Raw genomic sequence first — 25,400 nt, 5'->3', positions numbered from 1 at the left:
CCGCCAGCGTTCGTCCTGAGCCAGGATCAAACTCTCCGATAGAAAGCTTAATCTAGCTTTAAAACAATGTTTTGTTTCCGTAGAAACAACTACTTACATGGCGTTTCGTTCAGTTTTCAAAGATCGATTCGTTTCTTTCGTTGTCGTTTTCAGCGACCCAACTAATATATCATGTTGTTTCGTTTAATGTCAACAACTAATTTGAAATGTTTTTTTAGTGTTACCTACTTGTTTTAGCGGCACCGTTATTCATAATACATGAAGTGCGAAATGATGTCAATCACTTTTTTCATGCGTTTGTTGTTGTTTTCTTAACAACGTTCTCTACTTTATCAGTAAAGAATGATATGGTCAATAGTATTTTTCAAATTAATTAAATCAATATGACATAGCTTGTTTAGAAAGTCACATTAATATTGGCAAGTATTCACGTCTAAAGAATCCCCTATAATGAAGCTTTTTTTTACGGAGATTTAAAAGCACTATATTCAAGGTTAAACAAACGTTTAATTAACCTTTTAACTAACAAAATGAATTTCCTCACCTCGTTCTACTTAAGCAACAAAAAGTACTCTCTCACTTCGGTTACGAAACTTGATCTCACCTTAATAATGGAACAAACCGGAGAGTATCGCTATATAAAAAAAGCAGCCGATTTCTCGACTGCTTCAAAACGAACTATGCTAAAAACACGAAATATGCGATAAATACAAAGAACAAACCATACATGATTGGATGAATATTCTTCCCCTCACCTTTTACGACCATAGTGATCGGGTACATTACAAATCCTAACGCAATCCCTGTTGCAATACTGTATGTTAATGGCATTGCAACAATCGTTAAGAATGCTGGAACCGCAATCTCAAATCGTTTCCACTCAATGTTACCGAGTACGCTCACCATCAGGACACCGACTATAATCAAGACTGGCGCTGTAACTGAAGGTGTGACCACTGCTAGTAACGGAGAGAAGAATAGTGCTAACAAGAAAAATCCTGCTGTTACAACAGATGTAAAACCAGTTCGACCACCTGCCGCTACTCCTGATGAAGATTCAATGTAGGCTGTAGTTGTTGACGTACCAAGTACAGCGCCAAGAACAGTTGCGGATGAATCAGCAAACAATGCTTTCCCTGCTCTTGGAAGTTTGTTGTCTTTCATTATGCCTGCCTGCGTCGCAACAGCTATTAAAGTACCCGCTGTGTCGAAGAAATCGACGAATAAGAACGTGAGAACAACGACAAGCATGTCAATTGTAAACAAATCATCAAGGTGACCCAAAGCAACGCCGAAAGTTGGTTCAAGACTTGGTACGCTACCCACAACCCCGCTTGGAATCGGCACCTGGTTAAAGATCATACCTACGATGGCTGTAATCACCATTCCGTAGAAAATACCGCCAGTTACGTTACGAACCATTAAGATAACAGTAATAATTAATCCGAAGACTGCAAGTAACGTCGGCCCGGCGAGAAGATTACCTAGTTGAACAAGTGTAGAATCATTGTTTTGAACAATTCCTGCGCTTTGAAGACCGATAAATGCTATAAAAAGTCCAATCCCGCTCGCTGCCGCGTATTTTAATTCCATCGGAATCGCGTTGATGATCATTTCTCTAATTTTAAAAATGGTAATAATAATAAAGATAATTCCTGAAACAAGTACCCCCGCAAGTGCTGTTTCCCACGGTACGCCCATAACGGTGACAACAGAATAGGTGAAGAACGCATTCAATCCCATTCCTGGCGCCAGAGCGATTGGATATCCCGCTAGAACACCCATAATTAATGTACCGAGCGCAGCAGCAAGTGCTGTAGCAGTAAAGACAGCTCCTTGATCCATTCCTGCATCGGCCAAAACAGCCGGATTCACAAATAGAATGTAAGCCATTGATAAGAACGTCGTTAATCCAGCAATAGTTTCTTTTCTATATGTTGTATTATGCTCATGAAAACGAAAAAAACGATCCATTTCTTTAAGTCCCCCTTATTCCCCTTCATCCATCTTTCTAACGGTTAGTAACCTTTCTTTTTTTATTCTTGATTCATTTAGGTTAACTATTCATAAAAAGAAAAAAGCTCCGGGTTCTCTACCCGGAGCGGACTAATAGGAAAAGAGAAGGTTCTCCACGAGTCGCTACATGAGCAAGACGTTTCAATACTTTCCCTATTTCCTTCGTAGTCAGGTTATTTACGGTAACCTGGTAGAGACTTTCGGGCCTTATTCCCGATGTTATACGATGGATGGTCGTTCTATTTATTTACTTTTGTAGTGTATCAGCTTTCTCACAAGCCGTCAACACAAAACACGAACATTTTATCTATTTATTTATATTTTGTTCGTGTTTATTCCCACTCAATTGTAGCGGGCGGCTTAGAAGTAATGTCATACACAACGCGGTTAACGTGATCCACTTCGTTAACAATTCTTGTAGAGATAATCTCAAGAACTTCAAATGGGATACGCGCCCAGTCAGATGTCATGCCATCGATTGATGTTACAGCACGAACACCAATTGTGTAGTCATACGTTCTTGCATCACCCATAACACCAACACTACGGAAATCAGGAAGCGCCGTGAAATATTGCCAGATATCACGATCAAGGCCTGCTTTTTTAATTTCGTCACGAAGAATCGCGTCAGATTCACGTACAACTTTTAACTTTTCTTCTGTCACTTCTCCGATTACACGGATACCAAGACCCGGTCCCGGGAACGGCTGTCTCCATACAATTTCGTCTGGAAGACCAAGCTCTGTACCTACTTTACGAACTTCATCTTTGAAAAGCATATTTAAGGGCTCAATCAAATCGAGCTTCATATCTTCAGGCAGTCCGCCTACGTTGTGGTGGGACTTGATGGTTTGAGCAGTCGCCGTTCCACTCTCAACGATATCTGTGTAAAGTGTTCCTTGTGCTAAGAAGGACATGTCTTCAAGCTTTTCAGACTCTTCCTCAAACACATAGATAAACTCGTTACCTATGATTTTTCGTTTCTTCTCTGGATCGGTTACGCCTTTGAGCTTTGTAAGGAATCGATCAGCTGCGTCAATTTTGATCAAGTTCATATCGAAGCCTTCACCAAATGTTTTCATTACGCTGTCTGCTTCGCCTTTGCGAAGAAGACCATGATCGACAAACATACATGTTAGCTGGTCACCAATAGCTCTATGAATAAGGGCAGCAACTACAGAAGAGTCAACTCCACCACTAAGAGCGCATAGAACTTTTTTATGACCAACAGCTTCACGGATTTCATTAATTTGTTCATCGATGAAGTTTTCCATTGACCAGTTACCATCACACTCACACACTTTATAAACAAAGTTTTTCAATAGTTCATTTCCGTGCTCAGTATGACGAACTTCCGGGTGGAACTGAACGCCATATAGGTGGCGAGAAGCATCGCTCATTGCCGCAACTGGGCAAGATGGGTTTGTTGCAGCCACTTCAAATCCTTCAGGTGGAGCTTTAACAAGATCACCGTGACTCATCCATACAGATTGTTCTTCTGGTAGACCATCATATAATGGGGATTTATCCTTGATTGTCAGCATCGCTTTACCATACTCACGGTGTTTCGCCGCTTCTACACTTCCACCAAAGTGATGTGTCATCAGCTGCATGCCGTAACAGATGCCAAGAACCGGAATGCCAAGCTCGAAAATTTCTTCATCGCAGCGCGGCGCGCCTTCACCATATACGCTGTTCGGTCCACCTGAGAAGATGATCCCCTTTGGATTAATTTTCTTTACTTCTTCAGCAGTAATCGTGTTCGGGTGCAATTCACTAAACACACCAAGGTCACGAATACGTCTAGCAATTAGTTGATTGTACTGTCCACCGAAATCGAGGACAATAATGGATTCCTGTTCTTCTAACATCTAATTCCCTCACTTCTATTTAGTCTCTAGTAGCATTGCCGAAATCGAATCGAAAAAAAGAGGATTAACAAGCTTTTCGATCTCTTTCATCCAAGGTCATATAAAAAAAGCCAGAACCCTGCCATGGTACAAAGGCAGAATCCTGGCTTATACTAGGAGTATCTGCCTTCATAGTCAGATCATTTACGGTGATCCGGTAGAGACTTCTGGGCCTTATTCCCAGGGATATACGAAGGTTACAACTTGTTGTTCAAACTATGGATTCATTCTATCAACCGTCTATACAGCGGTCAAGATTGCATCTTTTTAATTAAATTTTCCCATAATTCCTTCATTTCATCCCAACCATCACTGTTCGCTTTTCCACGATAGTAATTTTCTTCATAGCGACGTGTTAATTCCTTCATATCCTCTGTTTGAAGCTTGCTGTCAACTTGAACAGCATATTCCCGCAAAGTCTGATCTTTCCCACGCTTAATGCCATGTAATTCTAGCAACCATAGCAGTCGAAAATACGCTTCAGATAACACCTTTCCGTCATCTCGTCTCTTATATCTTGAAATAACCAATCTCTTCAACCATTTCTTATAATTCTTAAATACGACGTATCCAAGTAACAATAGAATAAGCACAAGCACAACGGTATACCACACTGTCCATTCAAACGATACAGATGATGAACCTGATGATGCCTGTTCCTCTGGTGTTTGTTCCTGCTGCTGCGCCTGCTCTTCTTCAGTTTGTGCAGGATCAGGTGCTTCAGAATTTGTCGCTTCATCATCACTATAATCGCTAACAAAATCAGCCTGGTTAGTGAATCCTCGAGTTGGTTCAAAAGGAACCCAACCGACACCCGGGAAGTATGCCTCAACCCACGAGTGTGCGTTGTTATTTGTTACTTCATACTCTCGATAGTCTCCAGCAGTTGCCACAAATTCTCCCTCGGTAAATCCTTTGACCCATCTTGCCGGAATCCCGAGACTTCTTAAAAGAACGGTCATCGAACTAGAGAAATTATCGCAATAACCTAGCTGCGTTTCGAAAAGAAATTGATCGACATAATCATCATTCTCCCCAGGAACGGCAACGTCCGTTGTTTCATATACAAAACCATTCCCTACGAAGTAATTTTCGATCGCTCTCGCTTTATCATAAGAATTCTCTTCTTCTACCGTAATCTCTTCAGCAAGATCACTGACTCTCTCAGGAAGAGTCTCCGGTAATTGAAGGTACGTATTTGCCAACCGATCTGGATAATTAACTGGTGCTTCTCGTAACATCTTTTCAGAAAAGGTAGGGGATTCGTAATCTAAATTATAATTATCAAGCACAATAGACTCGCCAAGATTTTGTGTAAACACTTTTCCAGTCAGAGGGTTTTCAAGTAGTTGAACTTCTGTGCCCGTTTCGATGTTTGTTACTTGTCCTGGATGGACAATAAAATCAAATTTCTCATTCCCAGTCATATTCATCTTCATATCAAAGGCTTCTAACTCAACACCATCTTCAAATAATGTTTCTGTGCTACCTTCAAAAATAACTCGATCCTGCACGGAAGATTCCCAGCCTTTACCGGTATACACATCTTTCGTTTCAACCCGCCAGTACCCTCTATCTTTAATTTGTGCAGTAAAGACAGCAGTATCGTCCATGACGAAAGGGCCGCCAAGTTGTGAGTCATCTTCTCCGTATCCAATCTTACTAATTCCGTTGCCATTTCTTCCTTCTCCGTCACCATCTCCAGTCGTTTTCTTCAGGAAAGGTACCGGATCCGGCCATTGCGGCTCAGCCTTCGGAGCGATATAACCGACTATAGAAGAAAAAGCAATAACAACAACTAGTGGCATAAGCCAATAGACAGGGAAGCGACCTTTTGAAAAAATAACTCCCTCTTGTTCTTGAATTCGCAGAATTTGAAGGAGACCTAGTAACACAAAACCAATGATCACAATACGAATAATCGCATTATCCGCTTGATAAGTTGTAAACGTATCAATAACCGAAATGTAAACGATCGTCACTAATAGAAATAAAAAAATCCGTCTTGTTTGAATTAACCAGTATTGCATTAAATAGCTTATAAGCCAAAGCAATATGAAAAACAAGAAGGTTCGAAATACATTTGACAAACGATCAAAACTACCATCAAATAGAAAATCGACGTTCTGTGAAAAGTCTGATAGAAAGTAATCTATCCACAGAGATTCAAAGAACGGTCCCGGAAAAAACATGGCATGTAGAGCATATATTAGCGCCACTCCTTTAATCGGGAAAGATAGCCAAAAAGGTAGCTGAAAATAAGAAAGCAAAAATAAAAATGCCGTAAATAGAATGAAAATTTCTGTTTGACCTGTATCTGAAATGATCGAAAGAGGTCGTAGCCATTCCCAGAACAGAAGAAAACCCAATCCATAGAGGAGAAGCGCGTAAAGCCAGTCTGTTTTTTCATTACCTTGTTGCACGCTTCCCACCCCCTTTTAATTCTTCATTAAACGATTCTCCCGCAATCACGTGTGCTTTAACACCGAATTGAGTAAGCTGACTAAGCTCAGCCTGTTGCGCTAACGTAATGTGCTCAGTAACATAAAAGAATTCCACTTGAACCTTTCGTGCAACAAGCTCTTTTAATGTAGAAGTGAATGCCCCATCAAGCGAAGGACTAATGATCATAACACCTGTTCCAGCAGGGAAATGATGAGCCTCTCTTTTAACAACTGTATCAAACGTTGTCATCCCATTAGCTTGTACTCGTGCGAGATGATGAAATACTCTCCTTCGTTGTGCTCTTCCACCATTAATATTCAGAACAGAATGATCTTTTCCTGAGGAAACAAGGCCGATCATCGCATTCTGCTTTAAAGCAGCGTTCGTCACAGAAGCAGCTAGTCTTACACCCTTCTCGAATAAAGGCGAATCTACACGACCATAGTGATCGGTCTCTCGATCGAGGAAGATCATATAATCCTGGCTAATTTGTTGTTCAAATTGCTTGGTTAATAGTTTCGAACCTCGCGCGGTTGCTTTCCAATCAATCCATGACAATTTATCTCCTGGTACATAATCTCGAACACTAACTGCCGTAGAATAATCTAAATCTGCTTTACGTGGAGAAGGTCTCGTCCCAGAGAGCTGCTGATTATAGGGAGACCATGATATTTCTTGATATTGCGGTAGAACATAAACCGCTTGATCGTTCTCTATCATATTCTCATGTTGGACGAATCCAAAGAGGTCCCCCGTTCGACAGCGTAGTTTCTTAAAATGGTATTCTCCTCTCGGAATTGGCTTGATGGTATAGCGATAAGTTAACTCTCTTTTGAACATAGGTAGCAGCAAGGCAAGTGATCGTTTTTGATACCTTGAGGAAGCTTCTTTAGCAAACGGAGCTAACCGATCTGGAAGCATATCTTCAACAACTAAATAAAAAAGAGGAAAGTGACTTTTCCGCTCTATCTGAATCGTAACAGTTAACTCCTGTCCATCCGTTAATTCAGAATGACTGATCGATCGCGTCATCTTGATTGCGCTCAAGGGATAGAAAATAAGAAGGATAGAATAGATAACGAAAGGTAAAAAACTATAGAACAAGAACCAGCTCACAAAACCTCCCTGAAACATCGCATACGAAAAAGTAATCAGGAAAAGCAGTGCTAAAAAGAAAAACTTTAACACTCTGTTATTCGCTAGCTTCTCTCTCATTTCACTTTCTCTTCCTTTTGAATAGGAACTCTTACACGATGAAGAATCTCCTTAATAATCTCCTCAGGCTTCTGTCCTTCAAACGCAGCCTCAGATTTAAGAATGATGCGATGGGATAATACAAAAGGAGCTAAGAATTTCACATCGTCAGGTAGTACATAATCGCGATTGCGCATGAACGCATATGCCTGACACGCTTTCATTAGTGAGAGTGACCCGCGTGGACTAGCTCCAAGATAAATGGATGAGTTATTTCTCGTTCTACTCACGATATCGATAATGTACTGTTTTACAGACCCTTCAACAAACACAGCTTTCACCTTTTTCTGCATCTCAAGAAGGTCTTCTAGCTCAAGGGCCGTCCCAATCGAGTCAATTGGATGCGCGTGTTCCGTACGATTCAATACTTCAAGTTCTTCTTCAGGAGATGGATAGCCCATACGTAACTTCAATAAAAAGCGATCAAGCTGAGCTTCCGGCAGAGGATACGTTCCCTCATATTCGATCGGATTCTGAGTCGCCATAACAAAAAACGGCTGTGGAAGAATGTGCGTTTCTCCATCAACCGTTACATTCCCCTCTTCCATTCCTTCTAGAAGAGCCGACTGTGTTTTAGGTGACGTTCGGTTAATTTCATCTGCTAAAATAATATTGCCTAATAACGGCCCCTTACGAAATTCGAATTTCATCTCACGTTGATTAAAAATGGATACCCCTGTTAAATCAGACGGAAGTAAGTCTGGTGTGAATTGTATTCGATTAAACTTTGCACCTACTGATTTTGCAAGAGCACGAACCATCATCGTTTTCCCAACACCCGGCACATCCTCCAGAAGGACATGACTTCCAGCAAGCAGGGCAACCAGGCTTAATTCTGTTACATCTCGCTTACCAACCATCACCTTCTCAATATTTTCAATCACTTGTTTGACAGCCGGGTGGTACGCATCAAATTGGTACGATGAACTCATAGCTGATTCCTCCAATAGTCACTCTCAAAATTTTTATTTTAAAAACAGGCCTCTTTACCTATCAATTTTCCAACAAATTAGCAAGAGTAAATGTCTGAATACTCATAACCTTATTGTAACAAAAAATACTTTAGGCACGTTAATAAGAAGCGAGTTTTCCTATAATTTCATTATTGATCCAAATAAAGATATGACTAGCTACATCGCAAATCGTTTCATACTGGATGAAAAAGGGAATACAATTTTCAGATGAAAACACCAAAAGAATCCTGAATCTTCAAACCATTACAATGAGGTGAGTACATAAGATTACGCTATGCCTCTCGTCCCACTCGTCTAAAACGAAAAGGAGGAAATTAAATGGTAGGTAATCGCGGTGTCGTTTATACAGGTGCAGGTCGTGTAGAAGTTCAGGATATTAGCTATCCGGATTTAGTTCTTCGTGAGGGTCCAGGCGTTCCCAAGAGTAATGTCGGCCGTAAATGTGAACATGGAGTAATCTTGAAGAATATCGTGACGAATATATGCGGGAGCGATCAGCATATGGTGCGCGGTCGCACAACTGCTCCTTCTGGTTTAGTTCTCGGCCATGAAATTACCGGAGAAGTGATTGAGGTTGGACGAGATGTTGAATTCATTAAAAAAGGAGATATTGTCTCTGTTCCATTCAATGTTGCTTGCGGTCGATGCAAAATGTGTAAGCGTCAGGACACTCATATTTGTCAAAACGTAAACCCTGAACGTCCGGGCGCAGCTTACGGATACGTTGATATGGGCGGCTGGGTTGGTGGCCAGTCCGAATATGTGATGGTTCCTTATGCAGACTTTCAATTACTAGCCTTTCCCGATAAAGAGAAAGCGATGGAGAAAATCCTCGACTTAACGATGCTATCGGATATTTTTCCTACCGGCTACCACGGAGCGATTAGTGCAGGAGTAACGACAGGGTCCACTGTGTATGTCGCTGGAGCAGGACCAGTTGGACTCGCTGCAGCCCATTCTGCTCAGTTGCTTGGTGCTGCTGTTGTGATCGTTGGCGATTTAAAAGAAGAACGTCTCGCTCAAGCACGGAGTTTCGGGTGTGAAACGATTAATCTAAAAGAACACAGCGATCCCGGCGAACAAATCGAACAAATACTCGGTTTACCTGAAGTGGATTGTGCGATCGATGCAGTTGGTTTCGAAGCTTATGGTCATGGAACAGATAACGAAGAGCAGCCGGCAATTGTGCTAAATACGATGATGGATGTTGTAGAAGCTGGAGGAAAGATGGGGATCCCAGGGTTATATGTAACAGAGGACCCAGGAGCAGATGACAAAGATGCTAAGCAAGGCTCACTTAAAGTAAGATTTGGACTTGGCTGGTCAAAAGCCCACCATTTTGTTACAGGACAAACACCTGTCATGCAGTATCACCGTCAATTAATGATGGCGATTTTAAATGGAAAAGCGGATATCGCTAAAGCTGTAAATGCAACCGTTATCAGTCTCGATGAAGCACCTCAAGGGTATAACGAATTTGATAGTGGTGTATCAAAAAAGTTCGTCATTGATCCACATGGGATGTTAAGAAGGTAAAATCAAAAAGAAGCCAATCCTAATCGCTAGGATTGACTTCTTTTTTTAAGTTATATACTACTAATACGAAGCCAATAAATCCGGAAGGTGGTTTAAATGTCAGTTATTCTTAGACGAATTTATGGAGAAGAACACCCGCTTGAAGGAAATCGTATTCTGATTGACCGCGTATGGCCGAGAGGCATTTCAAAAGAAAAAGCCAAATTAAATGAATGGATGAAGGAAATCTCACCAAGCCCTTCGTTACGAAAATGGTTTGATCATGATCCTGATAAGTTTGAAGACTTTAAGAAAGCATATCAAGAAGAAATCAATGGAAGTAAGACGGCACAGACAAAATTACAAGAACTAAAGAAAATGGCTACAAACGAAAGACTCGTTCTTTTATTTGGCGCAAAGGACATGGAGCATAATCACGCGGTAGTGTTAAAAGAAATGATTGAGGGTTGAACAAGGATTTTCACTTATTCCACTAAAAAAAGAGAGGATCTAATCCTCTCTTCCTTCATTCTATTCCATCATACTAGCTCACGATCCCAGTGACGATGTGTTGCAATAGCTTCACTGAATTCTTTCACGAATGTATTCATATCTTTACCAATGACTACTCCTGGTTGACCTACAAAGTCGTTATTCTCTAGCCACTTCATCCCTTCATGCGTTCCACCGATCGGTTTAAAGTGTGAGAATGCTTCATTGATAAAGTAATTAGCGGATTGATAGAAGCCTTTGCTTTCCTGATTTCCACCAACCGCATAAATAGCATCAAATAAAACGGATTCGCTTGTAAGGAACGTATGATCAATTTCAGCCTCGGCTCCGTCAGTGGCTTTTTTTACACCACGCTTGTCACTAATGAGCTCAGGCTTAATGCCTTTTTCTTTAAGCTCATTAAGCACTTGTATGAGTTCTTCTCCATTAAATCCATCGTCTACAATGACACCTACTTTTCTAGTATCCGCCGTAAACGTTGTATTTAGTTGGCTAAGCGCAGGTGATTTCTTCGTGATATTTGATCCACCTTTTGTAGGTTCTTTAGCTCCAACATTCTGAGCAACGGTTTGAGCAAGGTCAAGATTGATATTCGAAAGCATATCGACCACTTGTTGCTGAACTGACTTACTCTTTAGCTTGCCGAGCTCAAAGCTAAAGGCATTCTTGATATGTTCTTTCTCCACATCACTCATGCTGTTATAGAAAAGAACCGCTTGAGAGAAATGATCTTTAAAACTTTCACTGCGTGCGCGAACCTTATGGCCTTCTACTTTCTCCTGATAATGAACATAGCCACCCTCTTCTTCTGTAGCTGGTTCTGGCTGATTGTCTGCAAGAGAATTTTTGTGATAGCTTACTTGACCTTTGTTAATTGTTTGACGCATAAAGCCATCACGCTGATTGTTAAAGAATGGGCAAACAGGTCGATTAATCGGTAATTCATGATAATTCGCACTTCCGAAACGGTTGATTTGTGTGTCTGTATAAGAGAACAAACGCCCTTGAAGTAGCGGGTCATTGGAAAAGTCGATGCCTTTTACGACATTACCAGGATGAAAAGCAACCTGTTCGTTTTCAGCAAATACGTTCTCGACATTTCGGTTTAAAGTCATTTTCCCAACGATTTTAACAGGGATATCTTCTTCTGGCCAAATCTTAGTTGGATCAAGAACATCAAAGTCAAAGTTAAATTCATCTTCTTCTTTGATAATTTGCACGCCTAATTCCCACTCAGGATAGTCGCCATTTTCAATGGACTCATATAAATCGCCGCGGTGGAAATCAGCATCTTTACCTGAGAGCTTCTGGGCTTCATCCCATACGAGTGAATGGACCCCCAACTTTGGTTTCCAGTGGAACTTAATAAACCGCGCTTCTCCTTTTGCATTTACAAAACGGAAAGTATGAACGCCAAAGCCTTCCATCATGCGAAAACTTCGAGGAATCGCTCTGTCTGACATCGCCCACAATGCCATGTGCGCTGACTCCTGATTATTTGCAATAAAGTCCCAGAACGTATCATGAGCAGAGGCAGCTTGCGGCATACCGTTATGAGGTTCAGGTTTGACCGCATGAATTAAGTCAGGGAATTTAATGGCATCTTGAATGAAAAAGACTGGCATGTTATTCCCAACTAAATCGTAGTTCCCTTCATCTGTATAGAAACGCGTTGAGAATCCTCTAACATCTCGAACCGTTTCAGAAGAACCTTTTGAACCTGCCACCGTTGAAAACCGAACAAATACTGGCGTTTTTCTAGAAGGATCTTTTAAGAATTCAGCATCTGTATACTCTTCCAATGAATCATATACTTCAAATTCACCGTGAGCGGAAAATCCTCTTGCGTGTACGACACGTTCAGGGATACGCTCATGGTCGAAATGCGTCATTTTTTCTCTGAAATGAAAATCTTCCATCAATGTCGGTCCGCGTTCACCGGCTTTAAGGGAAAATTCATCTTCCGAAACTTTCAAGCCCTGATTTGTCGTCATTTTCCCTTTATCATTTGTGCTATATTGTTCTAGTTGTTCTTTTTTCTTATTATCTTCACTCACAGTAATACCTCCCGCTAATATATGTAAATTCTTATATAAGAAGGTTCCCCGAATAAAGTAAGATCAAACCATATTTTAGATTATTAGATATTCATTACTATGCTCGATTATTCAATCTGGTTGGTCTATGAAACCATCATCGCATTAATCTACATTTCTCAATTCGTGATATTTCATATAGACGAAGCAAGCATACAAAACAACTAGAAACGCACCGCCTGACATGATATGTTGAATGCCAATTCCTGCTGAGAGAAGAAGGGAAGTCATCGCATAGCTAACAGGAATAAGCCCCATTGAAGCTAAAGACAGCAAACCCATTACTCGCCCTAGCACATTCTCTGGAATCAATGACTGAATTGCAGAAAATAAAGGGATGTTACTTCCAGAGAGACACGCTCCAAAAATAACGAGCATGACAATACTCATCCACAGCTCTGTTGAGAAACTCAGACCTATAAAAGCACAACCAGAAACGATTAACGCAAGCAAAGCTACTTTTCCTCGTCCTTTCGTTAGATTAAGGATACCGATTACTACTGCCCCAATTAACATTCCAATCGCCGCCCCGGCTTCCATTAAACTGAAAGCAAATGCATCTCCATTTAAGACTGTTTTCACAAAAAGAGGTAGCCCCATGGAAAGTGGTCCAACGAGAAATAGATTCATAAAGACCGTTGTTAGTACAACTACTACCAGAATCCTAGACTCTTTCACATAGAGAAGACCTTCTTTAAAAGTTTCAATAAAAGTTTGGTCTTGATTATCCTGTCCTGCTTCTTGTTTTGGGATTTTCATCAAATAAATCAATACGCTTCCAAGAAAAAGCATTAGCGCTGTTACAGCGAAGACGAATTCATAGCTTCCAAAAGCAATAAGTAATCCTGCGAGCATAGGTGCAATAATAAACGATGCCTGATTGGTCATTTGAATAATTGAATTGCCTCGAGTCAGATTTTCTTTTCGAATAATCGATGGGATCACAGCGCTCTCTGCTGCCCAGAAAAAAGCATCCAGAATCCCAAAGAAGAAGGCAACTCCGACAAATGTCCAAAGAGTGATATCTCCAAATATAAACCAGAGCACTAAACCACCAAGAAGGACCCCTCTTGAAAAATCAGATAAGAACATGATCTTCGTCTTACTCATACGATCCGCTACTGTTCCACTTATCACCATAAATACTAGTCTTGGAATACTTGAAGCAATGTAAATGAGTCCGAGTGAAGCTTCAAGATTTAAAACATTCACCACGTACCAGCTCTCAGCAAAAAGAAAGAAGGAAATGCCAAAGCTTGATAAAAACGCTGCAGCCCATAAAAGAAGGAAATTTTCATTTTTAAATATGGAGTCAATCTTATCTGATTTTACATCCGGCATTCTTTCCATAACATTTTCTTTCATCGCCATTACTAACACCCCTGCTGTTTTGATACTTTAAGTGTATCGAATCATAGAAATCTAGACGATGACCCTCAGTTTGATAAGTACTCCGTCTTAAGACTGATTTAGAAAAAAATTCCTTTTGGAACAAAACAAAAAGCATTCTCTTGGCTCATCACCAAGAGAATGCTTTTGAACTTCAATCCGGAAATACCGGACGGAAGGGGAGCATGAATTACATCATGCCGCCCATATTTCCGTAGATTAGAAACATGGTTCACTCTATTGCACGATTGTTGATTAAAGTGCGTCATTTAGGCGTTTTGATATAAGTTGAACTGTAACATCTTTAATGCTAATTAACGACTTATCACATGACTATGTTACTCTTCTGTTACTCCTTTTTAAAGAGCGAGCCCACCTTTTATTGGTGGGCTATCATTTTGCACCAATTACCCCAAATCTTTGGACTCATTACTTAGCCTTCAAACTGCTTCTACATGACATTCCAAGCAGCCTTTTAATTTCTTGATATCTTCTCTGCAATTACTTTTTTACGATCATAAATAACCTGTTTTTCCCCATCAACCAATCCAATTAATGAGATAAATTGATTGCTTTTATTTGTTTCGTTTTTTGGTTACACCATATATAACTCTGAAGCCACAAAAAAGCAAGTCATTTGTGTATGAACAAAGAGACCTGGAATTGAAGATATCATTTTGGAGCTCCGCACAAAAAATGATAAAAACCGGTTGTCCGTAGAAGATATGGACCGCTATTCGAGCAGGAAAGTTTAAATCTTAGTTTTACAAACAAAAGTGTGAAATACATTCGGTATACCCGAGTGAATTTCACAGACATAAATTCCATCATATAATCATTTTACAAATTCTCATTGGCTTTATTCATTGCGTCTACTAAACTATCTCTAAAAAACCATGGTGCATTAGGTTGATTTCCATACCTTCCCGATACAAAAGTCATAACTAACTTTCCAGAATCTATTATAAATCTCGACTCTAGAATCGTTTTATTCGAATTAGATCTAAACTTGTACACTAATTCATTGCCGTCAATAAATGCTTTCACACCTTTATTAGTATTTGTAGCTATCCCATTTATCACGCTCTCTTTAAGTCCACCAAATGATTTTTCTTCATTAATTACAGCATCAGAAGCAACTTTTGCCATGTCAGAAACTACCTTAGATGAAATAAAAGGTATTTCCCCCTTTTTAGCACCATACCCAAGAACTATCGTTGCCGCTGCTGCAGCAAGAGACCAACCCGTCTTTGACATTTTCATATCGCCATTTTCTCCAATTCCGTTTTAATTAGATTTCGTGCGGCCCGGACGCAGTCGTCATTTTGAAAGGTGTAGAGATTTGACCTCCCCTAGGGTACCACAATAAATCTACTTAACCAGCTGTTTGCAATGAGGTAGTATTTCTTCTATCTTTGAGACTATCCGTCTTTGTTCTTCTAGTGGTGGGAGAGGGGTAACATAATTTGTAATTGTAGCTGTACCAACTCTTTGTTGTCCTGCGGTTCCTGTCATCTTGGATACACAAGTTGAAACGAAGATAGGGCTTTTAATAAACCACAGGAAAAACTCCAAGCAGATATCATTGTAGGCTCTTAGTACATGAAGCTCTGTCGTACCGGCTCCTACATCATTCTCAAGATTTAACATTATTGCAGATTTTAAGTTTTGAAAGCAGGGAGTTATCTTTGCCATCACTATATCGCCATCTCTAAAATGCGTGTAGCCTTTCTTCACTTCACCCCAAGACTTGGTTTCATATGAAAATTCACTTCTATATCCATCTTCTATTAGTGCCATTGGAATAAAGGATACAGTAGTACCATCATTCACAGAATTTCGAGGATTAATTTCAAAGATATCTCCTAGTCTAACCCATTTCCAATTCCCAGGGATGTCATATGGTATCTCATCTTCAGCGATTTCTGGAAGTGCCTTCGTCTTTTTAACCTTGCCTTCCTTAACCAGTTTTTCTTTTTCTTCTTGAATCTGCTGATACAGATCTTCAGCTGTACCCTCTTCTTCTCTCTGTTCAACCAGCTTGCCTTGGACGGCATATTGCAAAATAGACTTTTGCATATCCTCCGGGAACTTTTTATTCAGCTCCTCCACTTCAGAATAAGCTACATCGTATTTATCCACATAAGGCAATAGCTCTTCAATCTTTGCTACGATACGCTTTTGTTCTTCAAGTGGAGGGAGTGGCAGACAGTACATATTCATCCTTGCCATTGTTAAGGTCGATACTGTTGTACCTCCTGAATTACTTTTTATTTGTTTCTCCATGAGTTTTGATTCCATAATTAATTTAATATACTCTGAGGACACATCGTAAAAATTTTCTAAACAAATTACACTTGCATCTTTATAGTAGAATATATCATCATCTTGAACGATGTAAGTTTTGCCAAGAGTTCCTACAGCAGTAACCATTAAATCTCCTGCCTTTGGTACTCCAGATTCCGCAAATTTATTGAATAATTCTTCGTCAATAAATAACTCGTTATCTACATTACCAAACTCAGCTAATTTACCAATTTCCCTAGCTCTGTAAAAAGGAATACCTTCCTTTCTCCAATCAGATTGGTGGATACGCCTAGCTGATACAACATTTACAATTTCACCAAATCTAACCCATACCCAACTTTCTGGAATATCAAAAGGAATTTCATCTTCCTTTATCTCTGGAAGTGCTTTTTGCTTTTTAATCTTCTTCTCTTTTATAAGCTGATCTTTTGCTGCTTTAATCTGCTCAAGCAGTTCTTTTGCAGTTCCTTCTTCTTTTCTCTGTTCACCAAGTTTCCCTTTAATCGCTAACTGCAGAATGCTGTTTTTTAAGTCCTGTGAATTCATCTTAATTACCTCCAAGCATAGAAGTAATCTGGTCTAACACCTGATCGATTTCCGCATTAAGAGACGCTCGCTTCTCTTGATATTCTTGAATCAAATCCATTGGCTCTAGAATCACTTCTTCCTCGTGAGGAAAGCCACAAAGATCAATGTTGTAACTTCTTTCTACGATTTCATCAACGGTATATTTCTTCGCTTTTGGATAACCGTCAACTTCAATATCTTCTCGGTTTTCCCACCATGCTAGAGCTTCATTGAAGTGTTCCAGCTTCATCGGTCTGGTCTTTGAGAAGTTCTTATATCCTTCCGGCATATCTACACGATAGAACCAAGTTTCCTCCGTGGGTTTGCTGTTCTCAAAAAACAAGATATTAGTCCGGATAGACGTATAAGGCGCAAAAACGCTATGAGGCATCCTTATTACTGTGTGGACATTAAATTCACTGAATAATTTCTTCTTAATATTGAATTTGGCATTATCCGTTCCGAACAGAAATCCATCCGGAATAATAACTGCTGCTCGACCATTTTTCTTCAAACGATACATGATTACATTCATAAATAAATCAGCAGTTTCAGAACTTCTTAGTTCTGTTGGGAAGTTGACTTTGACGCTCTCCTTTTCACTTCCACCGTAAGGCGGATTCATCAGAATTACATCAAAAGGCTCCATTTTTCGAAGTTCTTTATAGTCTGTTTCTAATGCATTCCCATGAAGAATGTCTGGATCATCAATATCATGAATCAGCATATTGGTCACACTCAGCATATGCGGCAATGCTTTCTTTTCAATTCCATAAACAGATTTGTTATAGATTTCTCTATTTTCAAGAGAGTTACCAACTTGTTTATCCAGTGCAGCTAAAGCAGATGTCAAGAAGCCCCCAGTACCACATGCGAAGTCTCCAATTTTTTCTCCTAATCCCGGCTTAACCACTTCTACCATAAAGTCTGTGACAGCTCTTGGCGTGTAAAACTCACCGGCATTTCCTGCACTCTGTAAGTCCTTTAGGAACGATTCATAGATTGTACCGAATTCATGGCGCTCCTTATATTCTGTGAAATCGATCTCATCAATGATATTAATAACTTGCCGAAGCAGTACTCCGTCTTTTTGATAATTGTTAGCATCTTCAAAAGCGGTTTTTACGATGATTTGGCTCATTGGTGTTTCTTCATCAATTTCTAGTTTCTTAAGCGTAGGAAACAGTTTGTTATTTACAAAATTCAGTAAAGAGTCACCTGTAAGTGCTTCTCCGTCTTTTAGATCGACTGCCCAATCTCTCCACTTTAAGCCTTCTGGTATAATGGACTTGTAGTTGTCATCATAAAGTTCCCACGCTTCTTCCTTCGCATCATATATTTTTAAGAAAAGAATCCACACGATTTGCTCGATTCTCTGGGCATCTCCATTAACACCCGAGTCATTCCGCATAACATCTTGAATTCTCTTAACAAAATTACTAATCGCCATAACATATACCTGCCTTGTCTACTATTGTTAGTTTATTTTATGCGTAATAAATCTCATTCTCTAGTTCTTTTACTGCCTTCATGTAGGCTTCTTTTCCACCAAAAGCTTTGACTATTTTCATTGGACTACCAATCTTAGCAAATTCTTTCAATTGAAGTACTTTTGTGTCTTCGATTTCTTTAATGCCATCATTGGCATACTTATCAAGTAGTGCTTCAATGACCTGCTGAGCAGTATCGGAATACTTGAACAGATAGTGACGTTTCTTCACATTTTCCGCTCGCTCTTTTTTTGTCAAAGGTGGTTTATCGTACGCCAAGTGACAGATGAGATCAAAATCATCTAGCTCCGTTTTGCCCAATTCTTCTCTAATTGCATCTAGCAGTACCCCACTGTCTTGTAATTCATCAATGATGGCTTGCTTTTTCTCCGCCTCTGTCCATGTCCTCAAGAAATCATCCAGCCTTGCATATTGCTGCAGGATATTTTTCTTTGTGTAGTCAGTCAGACTTTCAGTGATGAGCTTCCCATCCTTATCGACATACTGGACTCTCTCTGAAAGAACTCGAACAGTAACATCGCCTATATAATATTTGCGAGGTTTATCCTCACCCTCATCATTAAAAGGTGGTGTGTCTCCAGTTCCATACTCACCATTATCTTCTTTGACACCATCATTCCCAGCATCTTCTCCAGTACCTTCTTCTCCTCCATCTGTCGGTGGGTCTGGTTCATCCACCGGATCATCCCCATCAAGGTCAATAACCACTTCTGGTCTGCCATCAAAGGCAGGGTCAGCAAATAGTCGGCTGGAATTACGAAAGTCCATAATCGTAAAATATGTCTTACCGTATTCTTCAAGAAGTCTTGTACCACGACCAATAATCTGCTTAAATTCGGTCATGCTATTAATGTTATTTTCCAAAACAATCAACTTACACATTTTCGCATCCACACCGGTCGTCATCAGCTTACTGGTTACTGCAATAACCGGATAAGGGCTTTCTTCATCAATAAAATGTTCCAGTTGGGCTTTTCCTTCATCATTATCCCCCGTAATACGCATGATGTATTTGTGATTTTCCGCATACAAGTCTTTATTCTCATTGATAAGTGCTTGTCTCATACGCTCGGCGTGTTCAATGTCCACACAGAATACGATGGTTTTACTAAAGCGTTCAGTTTTCTTTAAGAACTCTGTGATTTTAGAGGCTATAACTCGGGTGCGATCATCAATCACAAGAGATCGTTCAAAATCTTTTGCATTGTACTCTCGATCCTCAATTTCATAGCCATATTTATCAATCTTTCCTGCTTCCGGTCGATAACCTTCTAAATCTTTATCAAGACCAATTCTGATGACTTTATATGGCGCCAAGAAGCCATCATTAATTCCTTGTTTTAAAGAGTACTCATAAATAGGCTCGCCAAAGTATGTCTGGCTTGAAGCTTCTTTTGTTTCGATTGGTGTTGCTGTACAACCAATGTGAGTAGCCGATGAAAAATAATCTAAAACCTTTCTCCATGCTGATTCTTCTTTTGCACTCCCTCTGTGGCACTCATCGATCACAATTAAATCAAAAAAGTTCGGCTGGAACTGACGGAACGTCTCTTCTCCATCGTCACCAGTAAGCTGCTGATACAGAGCTAAATAAATCTCGTAGGAACTATCAAGATCTTTATTTTTCACCTTTGTCATTTTCCCGCTAAAAGGCTTGAAATCTCCTGAAATAGTCTGGTCAACCAGTACATTGCGGTCTGCTAAGAAAAGGATTCTTTTCTTTAAACCAGATTTCCACAACCTATAGATCATTTGGAAGGTCATATAGGTCTTACCGGTACCTGTGGCACTCACTAGAAGCACACGGTCTTGTCCTTTGGCAACCGCATCTACTGTTCGATTGATTGCGACTCTTTGATAATATCTTGGTGTCTTGTAATTTGGCACATAATAATATGGCTCTAAGATAACCTTTTCTTCAGCCTCATTGATATTTTTATCAACTAAATATCTTTGATATAACTCTTCTGGCGATGGAAACTCTTCCAGTCTAAGTTCTCTTACCTCACCAGTAATCAAGTTCTGCTCGACAAAGGAATCCCCATTAGAAGCGTAGACATAGGATATGTCCAGTGCTTTCGCATAGTCGATCCCTTGTTGCAAACCTCCACCTACCGGATGATTATTATCTTTGGCCTCTATGACTGCTAAAGGAAAGTTATTTTTGTAAAAAAGTACATAGTCCGCTCTTTTCTTTTTTCCTCTTGCAGTTACATTACCACGAAGTATGATTCTACCAGCCGTAAAGGCGTATTCAAGTCGAACTTGCTTATTTATGTCCCAGCCCGCATTAGTGATTGCCGGTGTGATATATCTAGCTTTGATATCTTCTTCAGATAAATTTCTCTTTCCCATTAGCTCAGCCCCTTCACCCTATTTTCCACAAAATCGCTTATTCTATTTCAAATTCCATAATGTCTCCAATCTTACAATCGAGGCACTTGCAAATTTTATATAAGCTTTCTAGATTTACAGGTTGGCATTTTCCTAGGCGAGCTAATATGTTGTAAGTGATTCCAGCCTGCTCCTTCAACTCCGTTTTATTGATTTTCTTGTCAATCAAGTGCTTCCACAATTTATCATAGCTTATAACCATACCAAGTCCTCCTTAGCTATGTAAAAAAAGATAGTCATATTATATCACTTTATCAAACGAAAAATAGAGAAGACCTTACAATAATGTAAGGTCGTGTTAGGTATGAATACTATATTTAAACTCCAACATTAAATAATAAATGCTTAAAGTGGTTTTTTTTGCCTCTCTTGTTATATCGGTGTTAAAGTTTTCAATGTTAACTTCGCAGTTACTTATGGTACAGGTATTCTTCACGCTTAAAAATGTACGAGACCGTATGAAAAGGTTGCTTAAGATCGCTTGACTGAATGAAGAGTTAACACCGCATTGTTTAAGACAAACGCTTCTCTTCAGATGATGAATTGAGAACAATATTTTTATCCCCGGGATACAACCTATACATCCCGCTGTTGTTTGATCATCAAGCGTTATCCCATGCATTAAAGTTTTAAGTTTCCCCTAAGATAAGGATTTAAAGGACTCTCCCCTCAAATGAGGAAGAGTCCTTTTGTTAACATTCCATTAAATTAAAAATCAAGCCCCCATCATCGATCTAATATCTTCAATGCCAAAAGGATGATATATTGGTCTGAGACCAAAATCTTCTTCAAGTCGTATTTTCACCTCTTCATGAGGAGCAGCGCACACAAAAAAGATTTCATGGCTTATCTCTTCTTGCTCCAACTCATGTTTCAACTTCTGCATATACTTTACCTCTTTACACCCAATACCTCTGGGCTGGGCTTTGCACTCATAAAACTGACCATGAATTCCATCCCAATAACCAAAATCAACTGTAGATCGTCTTCTACAACCTTGAGACTGAGGGGTTAAGCAGTTATATTTCACTGCAACTGTTTCAGTAGGCAAATGAAGATCAACTCGTGCACCCCAGCCATAATTTTGTTTAGTGAGTATAGCCGATCCTCCATTTCTACCAATGATCAACGCTTCAACCATTACACCCCTTAGATCACTTATTTCATCATCGCATTGACAACTATTAAAACTTCTTTTTACTAAATCGATAATCTTTTCTACTCTACCAATACGGGAAAAATTTGATTCCCAATACTTTAATTTAGCTTGTAAATTGGCCATTTCCCACCGCTTTGATGTTTGTATCAATTTACAAAACTGAGGAACATAGTTACGAGGTGTTTTAAAATGATCTGCGTAATCTTTACCAAACTGTTCTATGTGGCTAGGTATAGAAAAATCAGTTCGTGTAAATGAAATACGCCCTAAGTTTAACTTAGCCAAAAATTATTCCTGCTCTTCTTCTGGAGTCCTATTCGCCTCAATAGCGTCTAAAACATCCATTGTAGGTAGAGTAAAAATTGGTAATCCCATTCTAGCCATAGTACTAGCCACGCATTCCCTTACATAAGGAAGTAATAAAGGAACAACCTGATCATAAGCATACTGTTCCAATTGGGCGCTATCCAACTCGGCATTTGTTCCACAAAAACCTTTGTATACAATATCAAACTCAAATGGACCATCTGGAATACTTACTATTGAGTGCAAAATTATTTCCACACGCTTTTCTGTAACCAAATTCACTTCACGACTCAATAATATTTGCACTTCACTCTTTTCACTCTTCTTTTCTACATATCGCTTTAAACAATTCATTGAGACAAGCTCAGCCTTATAGATTTGAACATGATTCCTTATCAATTTGTAATAGTCCAAAGTTTCCATTAAAGTACCCCCTGTATAAAAATAAAGAGCCCGCTTTTGCGGACTCTTTATAATTCGACACAAGATATTCATTTCCTTTTATTTCATAATGAGTTGTGTTTTCATAAGACCATTCGAAATCACTTGTTTGAGTTTCAGTTACCCATGTGCTCCAATCATCCCAAAATTCATTAACATTTACAGTGACCGAAACTTCTAAAGAGGATTGAATATACTCGGGCATGTCTGTAACTACTGCTATTAAACTTGAACGAACATCCTCTGGAAATTCAAAGTCCATTTCTTCTTCAAGAATATACTTATCATAATCTATTTGTGCAATCAATTCTTCATCATCAGGTAAGTGCTTGTTAGCAAGACTTACTAAATAAGGGAATCCTTTTTCTTCTAACCAATCTAGAAATAATATTTCGCCATTATTTAAATTAGTACGATCTACGTCTTGAATATCATGAAAGCTTTGAGCATGGTCGACAGAAAAATACTGTTTAATGGCTTCTGCATACATTTCTAAAAGTCCATCTATGCATGCGTTGATACTTGATTCCTTATTATATTCGCCTGTGTAACCAAACCATTCTCTGATATTCATATGTAAACCTCCAAAATAAAAATGTACTTACAACATCTTACAATATAGTTTATTACTCCACAAGGGAAAAGGTGTTCTCATCGCATTAATTATTATGGGGAATTTCGAGAACAAAAATACCCTTGTCTTTAAACATATTAACAATAGTTCTCTTTATTCATAGAAAAACCCTTCTGCCCTATCTAAATTCCCAATAATTTTTCTCATTAAACTAATACTTTAAATTCCATTATCAATAAATACTGATTATCCTATTTTCCCCACCGGTTTCTCTAGATCTGTAAAGAGGTCAATAAATTTGGTATTATTGTGTAAACGACTAGAGACTCTTACTCCCACAGTGGCGGGCAGATCTCTATCTGTCAAGTTACTTGTGTAGATAGTCGTTTTACCACTCCGGCTCTATACCACTTCAAAAATCATAGTTTTTCTCCAATCCTCATTTCCTCCCATTGCTTCTGAGCCTAGATCGTCTAAGATTAGAATATCAACTTCATTAAGGTCACTAATAACAGCTTTCTCTGTATTTATTGATGCATTATTGTAAGTCGGTTTAACTTTAGCAAGTAATTGTCCCGTAGTTAAAAAACCACCTGTATAGCCACTGTCTCTATGTGTACTTGCAACCGGTACACATAAATGTGTTTTACCGGTTCCCGGATTTCCCATGATCAAAAGATTATGTGTCATATTGTTTGAATCTAAAATTTTTTTGAAGTGAAATACATCTTCATACCCTTTGTAATAATATTCTCTAGTAAGTCTTTCCTGTATAGAAAGTTTTCTCTGGGCTAAGCTTCTTTCTTGATAATAATTAAAGGCTTCTCTATTTAAGCACATGGAACATTTATTCCAATTGCAAAATTTCACCCAATATTAGATTAGCCTACTTAAATGAGAAGCTTAATATCATTATTAAAAAGTTCAACTTTCACAAGATTACTATCCATGGACTACGACATACACATGCATCCCTCCTATTTGAGTCTTGATCAAGCATTAAAGAGGTTCAAGAGCGGCTGGGTTCAGAGATATCCAAATGAAAATGAACATCTACACGCACGTAACAGACTATTTAAAAGAGCAAACAGCGCAGAAGTTCCAATGGTACATCGAACTATGATTGATGAATATATAATCATTACGTGGTCAAAAGTCATATTCGAATTTAAAGAAGACCCCAACCAAAATGGTTGAGAGCCTGTAGGAGCGAAAGGACTGTGCGTTGGTCAACCAGTTGAAAATTTTCCTAGCGCTGAAATTTTATTTGAAGTTTATAAAATAAAAAAGCAACCGAAACCACAAAGGGCTTGGGTCGTATATAAGGTGGTTACTTTAAAATAATTCCCAGATATAATTAAGCACCCGTTAAGAGTGCTTAATTATCATTGATAGAGACATAAAGCATACAAATTGCCTACAATATCGGTCAATTTTAGTCGGGTTTTAGTTCGCCTTCCACCGTTCTACTGTTGTAAGTGTGTTTTTTATCATATCTTCTACATCATCCTCTTTCTGTCTTTGAAAAACGGGCTCCACTTCTTCCTGCTTTAACCACTGCATATATTTAAGTAGGAGATCATACAGCTTTTCAGTCGGTATATCTCCAAGATCACGCTTTATAAGCTCTTCTTTGAGCTTTTTGGTTTGATCCCCAATAATTTCAATACGGGCTCTTTTTACGACGTAATATTGCTCTTGTAGGGATTCCATTTCAATAGCTTTTAAATTGGCTATCTCATGTTGAAACTCCTTAGACCAGTCAATTAAAGTTGATTTAGCGACACCTAACTGTTTGGCAATATGGTCAAAGCTATATCCAGCCGCTCTTAATTCAATGAACGTTTGTTTTGTTTTGTTATTTTTCATTATCTTCACCTCGTTTAATAGTATCCGCCAAAACTCTCATTCTTCCTTCTTTTGAATAATATATTCAAGGTATCGCTTCAATTTTGAAATAACATAATTAAACGTGCTACCTGTGGCAATTATCTTTGTACTGACAGGCTTTTTTTGAGTCGGGTAGTGT

General features: G+C 39.1%; 19 protein-coding genes and 2 riboswitches. Of the genes, 2 read left to right on the top strand and 17 right to left on the bottom strand.

The features are described 5' to 3' along the window. Positions 1 to 678 precede the first annotated feature (678 nt). From ABVF21_RS21585 to ABVF21_RS21565, 5 genes are all read right to left on the bottom strand, one after another. Complete coding sequence (locus ABVF21_RS21585) at positions 679 to 1,974, bottom strand: NCS2 family permease (RefSeq protein ID WP_303536415.1); 1,296 nt, start codon at positions 1,972 to 1,974, stop codon at positions 679 to 681. Between the two features lie 187 nt (positions 1,975 to 2,161). Next, positions 2,162 to 2,263: riboswitch (purine riboswitch) on the bottom strand. Between the two features lie 85 nt (positions 2,264 to 2,348). After that, positions 2,349 to 3,887, bottom strand: a complete 1,539-nt coding sequence (gene guaA / locus ABVF21_RS21580; protein WP_303536413.1) for a glutamine-hydrolyzing GMP synthase — start codon at positions 3,885 to 3,887, stop codon at positions 2,349 to 2,351. Between the two features lie 151 nt (positions 3,888 to 4,038). Next, a riboswitch (purine riboswitch) is annotated at positions 4,039 to 4,140 on the bottom strand. A gap of 37 nt (positions 4,141 to 4,177) precedes the next feature. After that, a complete protein-coding gene (locus ABVF21_RS21575) occupies positions 4,178 to 6,349 on the bottom strand; it encodes a transglutaminase TgpA family protein (protein ID WP_371018954.1) in 2,172 nt (723 codons plus the stop codon). Beyond that, on the bottom strand, positions 6,336 to 7,586 hold the full coding sequence (locus tag ABVF21_RS21570) for a DUF58 domain-containing protein (protein WP_371018953.1): 1,251 nt from the start codon (positions 7,584 to 7,586) through the stop codon (positions 6,336 to 6,338). Before ABVF21_RS21570 ends, ABVF21_RS21575 begins: the two co-directional genes overlap by 14 nt. Continuing rightward, positions 7,583 to 8,557 carry an AAA family ATPase gene (locus ABVF21_RS21565; RefSeq protein ID WP_303536406.1) on the bottom strand — a complete coding sequence of 325 codons (975 nt, stop codon included), beginning with the start codon at positions 8,555 to 8,557 and terminating at the stop codon, positions 7,583 to 7,585. The genes ABVF21_RS21570 and ABVF21_RS21565 overlap by 4 nt, the downstream gene beginning before the upstream one ends. Positions 8,558 to 8,917: 360 nt before the next feature. Between ABVF21_RS21565 and fdhA the strand changes: the two genes are divergently transcribed. Then, positions 8,918 to 10,135 (top strand): formaldehyde dehydrogenase, glutathione-independent, encoded by a 1,218-nt coding sequence (fdhA, locus tag ABVF21_RS21560; RefSeq protein ID WP_371018952.1) that lies wholly within the window; start codon positions 8,918 to 8,920, stop codon positions 10,133 to 10,135. Between the two features lie 96 nt (positions 10,136 to 10,231). Beyond that, the gene (locus tag ABVF21_RS21555; RefSeq protein ID WP_371018951.1) at positions 10,232 to 10,585 is read left to right on the top strand and encodes a DUF488 domain-containing protein; all 354 of its coding nucleotides are present in this window, start codon (positions 10,232 to 10,234) and stop codon (positions 10,583 to 10,585) included. A 68-nt stretch (positions 10,586 to 10,653) separates the two neighbouring features. Here ABVF21_RS21555 and ABVF21_RS21550 read toward each other — a convergent pair whose 3' ends face one another. The 12 genes from ABVF21_RS21550 to ABVF21_RS21495 all read right to left on the bottom strand — a co-directional run bounded on the left by ABVF21_RS21550 (position 10,654) and on the right by ABVF21_RS21495 (position 25,240). After that, a complete protein-coding gene (locus ABVF21_RS21550) occupies positions 10,654 to 12,684 on the bottom strand; it encodes a catalase (protein WP_371018950.1) in 2,031 nt (676 codons plus the stop codon). 144 nt (positions 12,685 to 12,828) lie between these two features. Then, positions 12,829 to 14,094 carry an MFS transporter gene (locus tag ABVF21_RS21545; RefSeq protein ID WP_371018949.1) on the bottom strand — a complete coding sequence of 422 codons (1,266 nt, stop codon included), beginning with the start codon at positions 14,092 to 14,094 and terminating at the stop codon, positions 12,829 to 12,831. A gap of 858 nt (positions 14,095 to 14,952) precedes the next feature. After that, positions 14,953 to 15,375, bottom strand: a complete 423-nt coding sequence (locus ABVF21_RS21540; RefSeq protein WP_371018948.1) for a hypothetical protein — start codon at positions 15,373 to 15,375, stop codon at positions 14,953 to 14,955. 108 nt (positions 15,376 to 15,483) lie between these two features. Next, positions 15,484 to 16,965 carry a restriction endonuclease subunit S gene (locus ABVF21_RS21535; RefSeq protein ID WP_371018947.1) on the bottom strand — a complete coding sequence of 494 codons (1,482 nt, stop codon included), beginning with the start codon at positions 16,963 to 16,965 and terminating at the stop codon, positions 15,484 to 15,486. Position 16,966: 1 nt separating this feature from the next. After that, positions 16,967 to 18,436, bottom strand: coding sequence for an N-6 DNA methylase (locus ABVF21_RS21530; protein WP_371018946.1), 1,470 nt, complete (start codon positions 18,434 to 18,436; stop codon positions 16,967 to 16,969). 37 nt (positions 18,437 to 18,473) lie between these two features. Next, entirely contained in the window at positions 18,474 to 20,852 is a 2,379-nt protein-coding gene (hsdR, locus tag ABVF21_RS21525; RefSeq protein ID WP_371018945.1) for an EcoAI/FtnUII family type I restriction enzme subunit R, read from the bottom strand. Positions 20,853 to 20,889: 37 nt separating this feature from the next. Beyond that, on the bottom strand, positions 20,890 to 21,093 hold the full coding sequence (locus tag ABVF21_RS21520) for a helix-turn-helix domain-containing protein (RefSeq protein ID WP_371018944.1): 204 nt from the start codon (positions 21,091 to 21,093) through the stop codon (positions 20,890 to 20,892). Between the two features lie 513 nt (positions 21,094 to 21,606). Beyond that, the gene (locus ABVF21_RS21515; RefSeq protein ID WP_371018943.1) at positions 21,607 to 22,335 is read right to left on the bottom strand and encodes a hypothetical protein; all 729 of its coding nucleotides are present in this window, start codon (positions 22,333 to 22,335) and stop codon (positions 21,607 to 21,609) included. 3 nt (positions 22,336 to 22,338) lie between these two features. Beyond that, the gene (locus ABVF21_RS21510; RefSeq protein ID WP_371018942.1) at positions 22,339 to 22,779 is read right to left on the bottom strand and encodes a hypothetical protein; all 441 of its coding nucleotides are present in this window, start codon (positions 22,777 to 22,779) and stop codon (positions 22,339 to 22,341) included. Then, entirely contained in the window at positions 22,727 to 23,371 is a 645-nt protein-coding gene (locus ABVF21_RS21505) for a hypothetical protein (protein ID WP_371018941.1), read from the bottom strand. The genes ABVF21_RS21510 and ABVF21_RS21505 overlap by 53 nt, the downstream gene beginning before the upstream one ends. A 402-nt stretch (positions 23,372 to 23,773) precedes the next feature. Continuing rightward, positions 23,774 to 24,211 carry an ATP-binding protein gene (locus ABVF21_RS21500; RefSeq protein WP_371018940.1) on the bottom strand — a complete coding sequence of 146 codons (438 nt, stop codon included), beginning with the start codon at positions 24,209 to 24,211 and terminating at the stop codon, positions 23,774 to 23,776. A 606-nt stretch (positions 24,212 to 24,817) separates the two neighbouring features. Further along, positions 24,818 to 25,240: a helix-turn-helix domain-containing protein gene (locus ABVF21_RS21495; protein WP_371018939.1), complete on the bottom strand. Its 423-nt coding sequence runs from the start codon at positions 25,238 to 25,240 to the stop codon at positions 24,818 to 24,820. Positions 25,241 to 25,400: the final 160 nt, after the last annotated feature.

Origin of the sequence: Pseudalkalibacillus sp. JSM 102089, from assembly GCF_041366475.1 — a bacterium.
Lineage (GTDB): Bacteria > Bacillota > Bacilli > Bacillales > Guptibacillaceae > Guptibacillus > Guptibacillus hwajinpoensis_B.
The sequence above is the reverse complement of the archived record's forward strand: the minus strand, read 5'-3'. Positions and strand labels throughout refer to the sequence as shown.